At 57.8% G+C, this 12,424-nt stretch carries 8 protein-coding genes, 1 tRNA gene, 2 rRNA genes and 1 pseudogene (1 of these 12 cut by a window edge); 3 read left to right on the forward strand and 9 right to left on the reverse strand.

Annotation, left to right across the window (positions count from 1 at the left end; translation table 11 throughout):
• Positions 1-111: 111 nt before the first annotated feature.
• Together PY308_RS18280 and PY308_RS18285 are read right to left on the reverse strand one after the other, a co-directional pair.
• The gene (locus PY308_RS18280) at positions 112-633 is read right to left on the reverse strand and encodes a hypothetical protein (protein ID WP_275785405.1); all 522 of its coding nucleotides are present in this window, start codon (positions 631-633) and stop codon (positions 112-114) included.
• 261 nt (positions 634-894) lie between these two features.
• The gene (locus PY308_RS18285) at positions 895-1,392 is read right to left on the reverse strand and encodes an ATP-dependent metallopeptidase FtsH/Yme1/Tma family protein (protein ID WP_275791044.1); all 498 of its coding nucleotides are present in this window, start codon (positions 1,390-1,392) and stop codon (positions 895-897) included.
• A 3-nt stretch (positions 1,393-1,395) separates the two neighbouring features.
• Between PY308_RS18285 and PY308_RS18290 the strand changes: the two genes are divergently transcribed.
• The gene (locus PY308_RS18290) at positions 1,396-1,725 is read left to right on the forward strand and encodes a hypothetical protein (RefSeq protein ID WP_275791244.1); all 330 of its coding nucleotides are present in this window, start codon (positions 1,396-1,398) and stop codon (positions 1,723-1,725) included.
• A 151-nt stretch (positions 1,726-1,876) separates the two neighbouring features.
• On the opposite strand, the pseudogene PY308_RS22900 reads toward PY308_RS18290, so the two are convergent.
• The 4 genes and pseudogenes from PY308_RS22900 to PY308_RS18310 form a co-directional block, all read right to left on the reverse strand.
• Positions 1,877-3,676: pseudogene (locus PY308_RS22900) on the reverse strand (AAA family ATPase); the annotation flags it as partial.
• Positions 3,673-4,068, reverse strand: coding sequence for a hypothetical protein (locus PY308_RS18300; protein ID WP_275785406.1), 396 nt, complete (start codon positions 4,066-4,068; stop codon positions 3,673-3,675). The gene PY308_RS18300 and the pseudogene PY308_RS22900, both read right to left, overlap by 4 nt.
• A gap of 76 nt (positions 4,069-4,144) precedes the next feature.
• Entirely contained in the window at positions 4,145-5,047 is a 903-nt protein-coding gene (locus tag PY308_RS18305) for a hypothetical protein (protein ID WP_275785407.1), read from the reverse strand.
• 489 nt (positions 5,048-5,536) lie between these two features.
• Entirely contained in the window at positions 5,537-6,631 is a 1,095-nt protein-coding gene (locus tag PY308_RS18310; protein WP_275785408.1) for a hypothetical protein, read from the reverse strand.
• A gap of 603 nt (positions 6,632-7,234) precedes the next feature.
• Between PY308_RS18310 and PY308_RS18315 the strand changes: the two genes are divergently transcribed.
• Together PY308_RS18315 and PY308_RS18320 are read left to right on the forward strand one after the other, a co-directional pair.
• The gene (locus PY308_RS18315) at positions 7,235-7,891 is read left to right on the forward strand and encodes a hypothetical protein (protein ID WP_275785410.1); all 657 of its coding nucleotides are present in this window, start codon (positions 7,235-7,237) and stop codon (positions 7,889-7,891) included.
• Entirely contained in the window at positions 7,891-9,555 is a 1,665-nt protein-coding gene (locus tag PY308_RS18320; protein WP_275785412.1) for a recombinase family protein, read from the forward strand. Before PY308_RS18315 ends, PY308_RS18320 begins: the two co-directional genes overlap by 1 nt.
• Before the next feature lie 141 nt (positions 9,556-9,696).
• Here the strand turns inward: PY308_RS18320 and PY308_RS18325 are convergent.
• From PY308_RS18325 to PY308_RS18335, 3 genes are all read right to left on the reverse strand, one after another.
• Positions 9,697-9,773, reverse strand: a tRNA-Met gene (locus PY308_RS18325).
• Positions 9,774-10,001: 228 nt separating this feature from the next.
• Positions 10,002-10,116 (reverse strand): 5S ribosomal RNA (gene rrf / locus PY308_RS18330).
• Between the two features lie 427 nt (positions 10,117-10,543).
• Positions 10,544-12,424, reverse strand: a 23S ribosomal RNA gene (locus tag PY308_RS18335); it runs 1,037 nt beyond the window's last position.

Consider the following 12,424-nt stretch of genomic DNA (forward strand, 5'->3'; position numbering starts at 1 on the left):
AGAACCCGGGGTTTCTCGATTCTTTTGCAAACGCCGTGATGCGAAGTAATGGGGGGAAGACGACCATTAGTACCGTACGGCGTTTGCAGAAGGGGTTTAGTTGAGGGCCAGCTAGTTTGCTTCCAGATGGCGCTTTGGACGAAACGGAAACAGTCCATCCGCATAGCTATCGGCCAACTCATGGAAGACATCTTCGCTTTCAAAGACATTGAACCCTTGGCGTTCAAGCAGTTCGACGATGACGTCCCGAACTTTACCGAGCGCTTGGTAAGAGTCATCTTTTTTGCGGGCAACCTCAATCATTCTCCAGAGCAGCACCCTCGCCAGATCATCTCTGTCTGGTCGACGGCGCAGCCTGGCTTTTTCGCGCACTCTCTGCTGGCGGATCATTTGCTTGGCATTCCTCTGTTGCTTGGTTTCTCTGGGCATAACATAACTCCCTGTTGGTGGAGCCTTAGCCTGACCGTCGGCTATGCAAGCGACAAACACCGGTTGCCAAAAATAATCCCGAAGCTGCTGTCCAGTAGTGTGTTGCCCGCAAACGGCGTTTGCCGCAGAATCGCAAATCCGGAGCTTGGCAACGCGGATGTGGAGATCGGAATCGCGGCAGGGTAAATTGAGATGATGCGTCATGATGTGCAGGCACCTTAATACGCATCGTGACAATTCGGATGACGTCGGCATGAGGTGCCGACAGGTCATGTCGATCTAATAAGACGTGAAACGACGCACGTTGCTTTGACCGTCCAGCACCTAGCCGCCTTTAAGCACCGCAGTTTTAGAACTCGGAATCGATAATTTTGTAGTCGGAATCGATTTGCGAGAGATCGGAATCGCACGGGCGCAAACAGGAATCGATTTTCTGGATCACGCCGATCGGACTCCCGCCGCCCCTCACCCGTCATGGATGGCCAGCATCTGCCGAACATCATCGCCGGTCATGACCCTGACCTCGTTGAGACGGGTGGCGATGGCCAGCAGATCGTCGCGCCGCGCCTCCAGCATGTCGCGCGCTCCATGCTCTGCTGAGAGCAGCCGCGCGTTTACCCGCTCTGTGAGATGCCGGTCCAGGTTCAACTCGCTGACGCTCCCGCTCTCGCTGTGGTAAACGAGAGGCTGATGCTTGGAGAAGCCAAGGCGTGTCTCGGCCGCCAAGGCATGGTTCGTGGACCGCGCCAGATCGCTGTCGTCGCCACCGCCAGCGCCCGCGACTGGTTCCCCGAACACCAGGAGCTCGGCGGTGCGACCGGCGAGCATGCATAGGATAAAGTGCTGGAGCCAGGCCTCGGTCTGCTGCAGATGACTGTTCTGGCGGCTCGCGACCTGGCCGATACCGTCGATGCCGATCGTCGCCGTGGCGACTTCGGCGATGCCCGTGAGCGTGAATGCCATGGCATGCCCCGCCTCGTGGACCGCTGTGCGCCAACGCAGGTCATCGGACATGCGCATCTGGCCGGCCAGCAGAGCCTGCTCAAGATCACCCCAGGTCAGGACGCGCTGTTCGCGCCGCACCTTACGCCGGACCTCGCGGACAACACGTTCGATGTCGGCGCCTGTTCGACCTGTCGCCAGCAGTGCCAGCGGTCGGAGGACATCATGTGGTTGGTGCTGGATATCGGTCATTGTGGCGCGCCCTTTCCGTGGTCGGATTTCGGGCGCCAACTGTTTTCCGGTGCTGCTGCGGAACTTGGTCCTTCGCCGTCGGTGGACGCAGGTGACGAATGAATTTTCGGCGCGGCGCTGACGACAGAACACTAGCGAGATCGGCGGCAAGATGATGGGCGAGGATGCCGCTCAGCGTCTCGGTATCAGGCATCGGGATCGCGACATGCTTTTCCAGCCGGCCCGACCGAAGCAGGGCGGGATCGATCCGATCCGGCAAATTTGTCGCCGCCACGACGATCACGCCGTCGGTCTTTCAGGCACCATCGAGCAGTTCGAGCAACCGGTTGATGAGGGAGCGCCAATAGTCGTCGTGTTGCTCGCGCCGACCTCCGCTGCGGCTGCCGATATTGTCGATCTCGTCGATGAAGAGAATCGACGGCGCATGCGCGCGCGCTGCTTCAAAAGCCTGCGTCATCCGCTTCAACACATCGCCGAGATATCCAGGCTCCAGCCATGCCGCAACCGAGGTGACGAGCAGCGGCACTTGCAGCGTGTTGCACAGCGCTCGGGCATAGGTTGTCTTGCCGGTTCCCGGTGGCCCCGAGAGCAGGAGCTTTGTATTCATCTCGCTCCAGCCAAGACCGCCCTTGCGCCAGACCTGGAGATCGTCCTTCAGATCAAGTGCCCATTGCCGGGCTTCACCGTAGCCGGACAATGTTTCGATCCGCAATTGGTGCAGGTTGCTATCGACCGACGGTCCGCTCATAGCCATTCCATCGACATCTGTACTGGTGCGCATCTTTTCAGCAGGCGGCTCAAGTGGTCGAATGATGTCCACGCCCTCGAGAGAGGAGGACGCTTTGCCCGCATCTTTGAAGGCAGCATTCCTGCTTTTCAGCTTGCTCTCCCTGCCGCTGCGACCGTGACGACCAACGCTGTCCTCGTCTCTATCATCCTCGTCGCGGTTTCGCGCCCGGTCACCGAGCGCGGCAAGCGTGGTCAGAATTGTCTCCAGATCGTGCGACGGCCGGATCGACAACGTCAGATCGTCGATGGAAAGGCCCTCAAGGTCGAGTGCCAAGGCTTCCATGCGTTTCAGCGACCGCGTCGGAGCGATCCCGAGGGTGAGATGCAGCAGTTCGGCGAGCAGGGTATCGTCCAGTCCGCCACATTCGAAGACGATGTCGGCCGTCAGTGCCAGAGACGGTGACGGTGCGCTCGATGTTTCATCGACAACGATGACCGGGATTGCCCGATCGAGCAGCGCATCGCCTAGATGCCGCGACAGGACCGCGTGTTCGAAATGGCACGCGCCCCTGCCGCTCAACAGTTTCACGGGGCGGCGCGGCCTTGTCCTCCGATCACTGCTATGCTGTTCCCTGAGAGAGGCACCGTGGTAGACATCGCCAACCTTTACCCGATACGGGAGCAGCAACCCATCCTCCAGCATCTGGGTAAAGCGTCTTTCGAAACGGGGAACAGGCGCTTTGATCAACGCGAAGACGTCGGGCCGAGACAGCAGTCTGCGAAGAGCGGTGATATCAGATAGACTTGATCCGATCGCGCGCGCGACCAGCAATGCAACGGCGACAGGGGCAACACTCGGTGCCGGCACATGCTGACGTACCAGGGCGAGTACGTGTCGCGCCTTTGCTGGCGTTGCTCGGCCTGGCGCGGCGGTCGTGAGACCACCCGCATTGTGATCGGCGCCGTTGTCAGCGTCCGACACATCTCCGCTCGCAATCGTTGACCCCGTATGCGGTCGAACCTGAAGCACGGTGTCGCGGTTAGTCTCGACGTCGAAGAATTCGAGGGCGGGACCGGACCCAGACATCATCGACTTGCGCAGCCGCCGCGCGACCAGTTGGCGATCGTTCATCTGGTGGCCTGTCAGTAGATGCCGGGCTTCGTCGGAAACAGTCCAGACGGTACCGCGCTCCTCGTCGTGGCCGATAAAACGTTCATCCAGCAGTCCAGAAACGGCGGCACTGTTATAGAGATCAAGAACAGCCTGACGGCGGATGCGGGCGAGCAGATATCGGGTGATGCGATCGGTGACGGTTTCCATCATGCACCCTCCCCGTTGTCGACGCTGTGCGCGGATGTGCGCCGCCCGTCGGGCTCTCCGCGATCGATGACATGCGCAAGATACCGGCGATTGCCGGTCAGCCAGTCGTGCACCATGATCGCGGTTGGGTCATCGCGGTCGAAGAGATCGATCAGCCACTTGCGCAGCTGTGGCTGCAGGCTGGAAAGGCTGCGTCCCTTTCGGCGGCCGCACCGGATGACGGTACCGACGATGGTTGCGACGTGTTCGCGGTACTCTTCACTGGCGGTGGGACCCTTGCCGCCGATGATCGGCAGACGGGGCACCTTCGGCTGGGCAGATGGCAACTGCGACACAGTGGTCGGCGAAGCGTGGTGGATCGGAAAGGGCAGAATATTGGAGGGAAGGTTCGTCATGGCAGACGTCTCCTGATCGCGTGTCCGTCGGACAGGCGTTGAATAGGCAGGGTGGGGTGATGGCAGAGCTCGACCGCTAATGCGGAACGGCGCGTGGCGCTTGCGCAAAGCCGATCTGGATCGGCGGCCGCAGTGCGACAGGACTCAGCGTCCCCGGCGGCTCAGGCGTCTGCGCGTTCTCCGACGCCTCATCGCGCAATCGGAAACGCTCTGCGTCTGCCACATCGGCTGCCTTCTTACCGCCGTGGCTCTGGAGGGCCTCGTTCCAGTTTCGCTCGATCCGGGCCTGGAACAGGTTTCGCAGGGTGGCCATGACGTCTCCCGCGCCGGCGACTTCGAGAAGATGATCGAGATGCGACAGCGGCCAGACACCGCCCTCGAGATCAATGCGCTGGTTGTCGGCGTTGAGGATGACGACGCGGACCTCCTTCGCCTGAAGCCGGCGATACTCCTTATAGAGCAAGTCCGGAACGACGAGCGCTGCCGCAAGCATGCGGTTCTTCAGTTCCGCGATCCGCGAGACTTCGTAAGAGCCCAGGCTCCGCTTCACGTCGACCAAATGCGCGACCTCGGTCCTCCGGTTCAGGATCAACAGGTCCGGCGTGTACGTCTTGCGTCCACCACTGTCAGCATCAAGGCTCAGCAACCGGTAGAGTTTAGGATCGTTCATCTCGACCAGTTCCGTCGCCGCCTTTGTTACAGGAAGACGCAGGTTGCCGGTGAGAACGACGAGGTCCGTATTTAGGCTGGCGATCAAGCCGATACCTCGCTCCAGCAGCCGTCCTTCGGCGACCGGCACGGCACGAAGGATGGTGGTGATTTCGGTCATGCCGGCGACGAGAGCCCGGCGAAGCAAATCAGTGGACAGTGCCGGTGCGACGGTCTCGTCGATCAGCGTATCCAGGCGAGACCGCATGGTTTCGATATCAGCGACGGTCGGATAGGCAGGCGCCGTTGTGTTCTGTTTGGTAGGGGTCATGGAATTCTCCTGTTGATTGGAAACAGGATCGCCAGACGCGGCAAATCCGCGGACAAATGTCCGCGCATGCGGAAACAATTTCCGCATCCGATGCCAGCCTTAGCGATCTGACGTCCGGTTAGGACTTGCGAAAGACGAGCGTCGGCACGATGTCGAATGGACGGGTTTCAACAGGAGAGCGGGGAGAAGATACTTCCGGAAGCGAAGCAGATATGGGTCGACATAGCCAGTGGCCTTTCAGCGAAGGTTACAGGTCAGGCCCTCGTTCGATGTTAGCGCATCGGCGGGGGCTGCTAAGTATCTGCAGAACCAGGGGTTTCTGCTGACCCTGTCGACATAGCCCGGAGATTGAGGTCCGGCAAGCCGACAAGAACGCATCCGGAACAGAGAGCTCCGGCATGGTTAACGAGAGACGCGTCGGACCGGAGGCCCAAACGTAAAAAGCCCCGCTCGGTGGCGGGGCTCTTGAAGTCAAGTGCGGTGTCAACTCTAGGCCGCGTGACGCTCGGCAGTCTGCTGATCAGAGTTCATCCGGTTCCTGTGGTCATACCAACTTGTTGACTTGACGCCCTCCGAAGCCTCCTCGACCGATGGCGGCAACTGCCCGACTGGGATCAGACCCTCGATGTCGCTCGTATCCGTCTCATCGACATCTGGCTCGGCGATGAGGTGGGCCTCGATTTCGACGACCGCTTCACCGTGAACCACAAAGCGTAGCAACGGAACGACCTCGTTCTGAAGCCACGGCACGAACGCCCTGCCCTTTGCCCAGTCATCGGCGCCGCCCATCTGGTACAGCAGGTCCTGAACTTTGCGCCAGACGGTGCCCTCGGGAAGCTTAGCGGCCCGCCAGTTCATGTAAGACGTGGCATCGGGCTGCAACGGAGCCCCAATGCTGTTGAGGACGTCGTGGGCATGCCGACAAGGGAGCACGACTTTATCCTGCAGCGGCTTCTTCACGACAGGCTTCTTGTTTGCCAGCGGCTCGAGAGCGAGCTCTACCTGAGTGAGAACGATCTCCAGCATTTTCTGAAGCTGTGCAACGTCCGCGTCGGTTTTTGCCGCGGCGACTTTGCGAAGTCCAGCCACGCCTGCTGTATCGAACGTCGCGTCGCCCTTAGACTTCGGCTTCCTACCGAGCATCTCGCGGACGTCTTTCACCCGGATACGCTCGCCATCTGCCAGCCTGGCGATCACGGCTTCGACCTGCGCCGGCTCGCCTTTGGCCAGCTCGAACATGACCGTCGGCATTACGGCGTGAGCGAGAAGCTGCTCACGATAAGCGGACAGGCGCTCGTGGATCGAGATGTAGTTCCACGCCGAGCGCACGGTATAGTCGGAGAATGTCGCAAGCCACTTTCCGAATGCCTTCTCCGGCACGAGCGGCTTGGCCTCGGCGAACGTGCATCCGAGATCGTAGGCGTGGGCGCCCGACCTCTTGTTGAGCGCGATGATCTTGTCTGCCGCGCGCTGGAGAGCGCTTTTTGCCTCCGGCTCCGTCACGGCGCCGATCGGCGCGTTGGAAACCGGCTTGCCGCGAGCGTCCTTATGGTTGTCCTGATTCATATCAATGACCTTCTTCATGTGTGACCTTTCTTCGTTGTCCAGCTCAACGCTGTACACATATGGTCACCGGAGAAAGACGTGCTGTCAACTCGGCCTCCATTGTCAACACATTGATATTATTTTGTTTATACTGATTTCATTGGGTTTTCTGTTGCTCGCTTTTACCCCTAAATATCCAAAAGTGCGACATTCTGACGCACCTTAAACCTCGCCACAGGGAACTCTTAAACTTCAATCATAGAGAGCATTTTAGAAGGAGCATGCGGCAATTATTTCCGCATTCAACCCGATCGAGAGGCGGATTCCGTTTCCCTCGGCAGACACAAATTCGTTGGCTAAAACTGCCGTGAGCAAGGCATTGCTGCTTGCTAGCACACCGTTAACCATAGCGACCGAATCCAACCATGCCACAGCCGTGGAGGGCCGAAAGCACCTTGTGTTTTCAGCAATCCGGCCTATTTGTGCCTTACGACATTGCTGTCCCGGCACATGTGAGAGTGCAAACGGACCTTTGGCAATTCGTCAAAGCAGCCAGCGGCGGACAAACCGGCTCTCACGGTCCTGCCATCGTTTTCCAAAATCTGATGAACGAAACGATGTGCAGATCGCAAAGGAGAACCTATGTCTGCTGTATCGCTTGTAAAGTCCCCGGTGGCCAAGGCGCCCGATCGAAGTGAAGGTCTTCTGGAGGTGCTCCGCTTTTACGCGGCGCATGAGGGGGAATTTGGGCGCGCCGGTGCCCTGTTGAAGTACGGGCGGTTTTTCCCGCACGTCAACGAGCGTCCAAAGGGATTGCGCATGGGGCCGATGGGCCTGTGCTACTGTAACTGTACGCGAGCGCGTTATCCGTATCTGGCTGACGATCCAGTCCCGTTTCATTACGCGGAGGGCTACGCGCTGGATTCCGAGTTAGGCATTCCCTTTGAGCACGCGTGGCTCGTCGATCTGAACGGCCGCGCGATCGATCTCACCTGGACGGACACGAAGAACGCCGTCTATTTCGGCGTGACCTTCAGCGACGCATTCGTCTATCAGGCGATGAAGGGGACGGGGCTTTTCGGAATTCTCCCCAGCGTCGCGCTGCAAAAAGCCTGTTCGCAAACAGCGCGGCGTTCAAGGCCACGCTCTGGAAGCCAGGCCTTCCGGGACTACCTAGCGGGCGCCTTTGCCAATTCTGACGATCCATCATCCTGGCCGGCCGTCGAAATTTTCGTCGGTCAGCTCGGAGATCGTCGATTTTCACAACGTAAGTTTACCGACCTGCCGAGAGGCTTCTGATGTCAAAAAACGTTCTCTTTTACGCCCGCTACTCCACCGAGCGCCAGAATGAAGTCTCGATCGAGACCCAGATCGACCTCGGCCGCGAGTTCATCGAGGATAAGGGCTGGACGCTGATCGATGTGTTTACTGACCATGCGGTGAGTGGCACCTCCTACACCACGCGCCCCGGCATCCAGGATTTGCTGGTGCGCGCCGGCAAGCGGGATATCGACGTCGTTCTCTGTGTCACCGTCGATCGCGTCTCGCGCGACTCAGAACATGGCAACGGCTTCCTCAAGCGCTTGAGGTTTCAGGACATTGAGCTCTGGACCGTCCATGGTGGTACGGCTGTCACCGATATCGAGATGTCGTTGCGCGTCACCCTTAGCCAGGAACTCATCGAGCAGATCAGGTATCGCACGCGTGAAGGCATGAAGACGGCTGTGCGTAAAGGCAAAGCGACGACCTGCCTAGCATACGGCTATAAGGTAAGGCAGGAATACGACGGCAATGGCGACCGCATTCCTGGCCTACGAGATATTGTGCCCGACCACGCAGACACCGTTCGCTGGATTTTTCAGCAGTATGCGGAGGGCGTATCCCCGCGCGATATCGCCAGGGCTTTAAACAAACAGCGCATTCCCGGACCACGGGGCAAAGCATGGCGTGATACCGCCATCCGCGGGCACGTGACCCGTGGAACCGGTATCCTCAACAACGAAACCTATATCGGCCGCGTTGTCTGGAACCGCCGGCAGTACCGCAAAAACCCGGATACCGAGCGTCGCGTCGCAAGACCTAATACCGATGACAAGTGGGTCGTGAACGAAGATGCCAAACTGCGGATTGTCGATGACGCGCTGTGGGCACGGGTCAAGGCGCGCCAGGCAGAAGTTGGAGACCTTTTCACGCACACCAAGACAAACGCCCTGAATGCGACCCACCGGCCAAGTTATCTGCTGAGCGGTATACTCGAATGTGCCGAATGCGGCGGTCCCTATGCGATTTCAGGTAAAGACCGCTACAGCTGCACCAATCATAAAAAGCAGATTCCAATCGACGACCTCGATGGCGCGTGCTGCCAAAACCAGAAGACGATTCTCAGGTCCGATCTCGAAAGCCGGGTTATCGCCTGCCTTCCAGCAGCATTTCTCCAACTGGGTATTTTCGACAAGGTGTCGGCCGACGTCCTTCAACGGCAGCAGGCAAAGCTCAAGTCAACTCCGTCCCAGAGCCAGCAATTGACCGCAGAGTTGGCAAAGATCGAACAGCAGCAGGCGAGCATTATCCAGCAGATCAGTGATCGTGCGGCGGAAGCCCGCCCTCGCCTGACGGCATTGGATGATTTGCTCGACCGGCTTGAGCTTCAGCGAGAAACGTTTTCAGCTGAACTTGCAAATACGGCACATGTCGAGCCAGATATGTCCGAACGACTTGCCGAACTGCGCAGACAAATCAATCCGGAAGCCGCGCAAAAGATCATGGCGCTCCTGCTATATTTCGTGCGGGACGACGTCGATACCACGACGAAACAGCCCTTCGTGGACATGACCCGCAAGTTTATTCAGAAGGTCGTGATCACTAAAACACCCGGCCATCGCCGGCGGAGCTTTGCGTTCACGGCCGTATTGCATCGATCCTCGCCGCAATGGAAGCTGCGACCATCCTGGAGCAACGCTTGAAGCTTCAGCACGAGTATGACTTCCAGCAGCGCCTGAAGGCTGGCGAGATCGATACGGAGCAGAAACGCAAAAAGCTCCTCGACCGTTATGGTGAGGAGCTTAAAAGCAAATATTTGGAATGGTCGAATTTACAAGTGTCGTTGGTTGCGGGGGCAGGATTTGAACCTGCGGCCTTCAGGTTATGAGCCTGACGAGCTACCGGGCTGCTCCACCCCGCGGAATTGAATTGGGCTACTGTTGCAGCCCGGGTTGTTTGCCGGTCCTCGAAGGCTTTGCCTTTTGCGGTTCGGCGTGGCTGCTCCATCGGCGTGATACGGCAGCCTCTTGTCTCTGTTATCCGGGTTAGTATGGCCAAGCAAAAAGGCCGCTTGAGGGCGGCCCGCTGTTCGGCTGAGCCGGAAGGTGATGAGAAGATATTTTGTTTGGTATTTTCTTGCCTTTAGTAGACCTGGCAGCGACCGACTCTCCCGCGTCTTAAGACGGAGTACCATAGGCGCTGGGGCGTTTCACGGCCGTGTTCGGAATGGGAACGGGTGCAGCCACCCCGCAATAACCACCAGGTCAACTAAGGGCAAGATTTACACCTGCAGTGCAGGTGTAAATCTTGGTTTTTCCTGGCGCAGATGCCTTGTCCTTTTCGCTGAGGCTCAAAGGGGACCTGCGCCGGCCATACTGCAGATCCTTGAAGGAGGACACAGGTGGCAAACCAAGATTTCACACCGCAGTTGCGGGGTAAAACCAAAATGAGAAGCTGGTTCACTCTAGGAGTGATTAGGGATTAGTCGTTAGTGACTAGTCTTTTTTGAACACGTCTTTTTCAAGCTGCTTGAGGCACATCCGGAGCAAAGCTCCGCAAGGCCAAGGGCCGTCGCGCATCGTTGCGCGGCCCGTCCGGAGCGCAGGCCCAAAGGGCCGACAGCGTCAGGACAAAAGACAGCTTGGGATCATTGAAGCGCCATTGGCGCTTCGATGAGCACGAGCAATGAGAACAATCAAGCCAATCGAACGATTAGTACCGGTAAGCTTCATGCATTGCTGCACTTCCACACCCGGCCTATCAACGTGGTCGTCTTCCACGGTTCTCAAGGGAATACTCGTTTTCAGGTTGGTTTCCCGCTTAGATGCCTTCAGCGGTTATCCATTCCATATATAGCTACCCTGCTATGCGGCTGGCGCCACAACAGGTCCACCAGAGATATGTCCATCCCGGTCCTCTCGTACTAGGGACAGATCCTGTCAATATTCCTACACCCACGGCAGATAGGGACCGAACTGTCTCACGACGTTCTGAACCCAGCTCACGTACCGCTTTAATTGGCGAACAGCCAAACCCTTGGGACCTGCTCCAGCCCCAGGATGCGATGAGCCGACATCGAGGTGCCAAACAACCCCGTCGATATGGACTCTTGGGGGTCATCAGCCTGTTATCCCCGGCGTACCTTTTATCCGTTGAGCGATGGCCCTTCCACACGGGACCACCGGATCACTATGACCGACTTTCGTCTCTGCTCGACTTGTCAGTCTCGCAGTCAGGCGGGCTTATGCCATTGCACTCGACGAACGATTTCCGACCGTTCTGAGCCCACCATCGCGCGCCTCCGTTACTCTTTCGGAGGCGACCGCCCCAGTCAAACTACCCACCATACACTGTCCCGGATCCGGATAACGGACCGCGGTTAGACATCCATGACGATAAGGGTGGTATTTCAAGGATGGCTCCACGAGAACTGGCGTCCCCGCTTCAAAGCCTACCACCTATCCTACACATGCCGACACGAATGCCAGTGTAAAGCTATAGTAAAGGTGCACGGGGTCTTTCCGTCTGACCGCAGGAACCCCGCATCTTCACGGGGAATTCAATTTCACTGAGTCTATGCTGGAGACAGCGGGGAAGTCGTTACGCCATTCGTGCAGGTCGGAACTTACCCGACAAGGAATTTCGCTACCTTAGGACCGTTATAGTTACGGCCGCCGTTTACTGGGGCTTCAGTTCAAAGCTTGCACCTCTCCCTTTAACCTTCCAGCACCGGGCAGGCGTCAGGCCCTATACGTCGTTTTGCAACTTCGCAGAGCCCTGTGTTTTTGATAAACAGTCGCTACCCCCTGGTCTGTGCCACCCCATCTCACTTGCGTAAAATGGGGTCACGCTTCTTCCGAAGTTACGCGTGCAATTTGCCGAGTTCCTTCAGCATAGTTCTCTCAAGCGCCTTGGTATACTCTACCTGACCACCTGTGTCGGTTTCGGGTACGGTCTATAATGGTGGAGCTATTTCCTGGAACCGCTCCGCTGCCCACTCAATCCAATAAGAATGAACAACTTGTGCAATCCGTCACTACCACCAGGCCCACGAATATTAACGTGGTTCCCATCGACTACGCATTTCTGCCTCATCTTAGGGGCCGGCTAACCCTGCTCAGATTAACTTTAAGCAGGAACCCTTGGTCTTTCGGCGAGGGAGTCTCTCACTCCCTTTATCGTTACTCATGTCAACATTCGCACTTCCGATACCTCCAGGACCCCTCACAGGTATCCCTTCACAGGCTTACGGAACGCTCCGCTACCACACATATCCTAAGATATGTATCCTCAGCTTCGGTGCATGGCTTTAGCCCCGTTACATTTTCGGCGCAAAACCCCTTATTTAGACCAGTGAGCTGTTACGCTTTCTTTAAATGATGGCTGCTTCTAAGCCAACATCCTGGTTGTTTTGGGAGTCTCACATCCTTTCCCACTTAGCCATGACTTGGGGACCTTAGCTGGAGGTCAGGGTTGTTGCCCTCTTCACGACGGACGTTAGCACCCGCCGTGTGTCTGCCGACTAGTACTTCCGGGTATTCGGAGTTTGGTTAGGATCAGTAAGACGGTGAG

Source organism: Pararhizobium gei (assembly GCF_029223885.1).
GTDB classification, from domain to species: domain Bacteria; phylum Pseudomonadota; class Alphaproteobacteria; order Rhizobiales; family Rhizobiaceae; genus Pararhizobium; species Pararhizobium gei.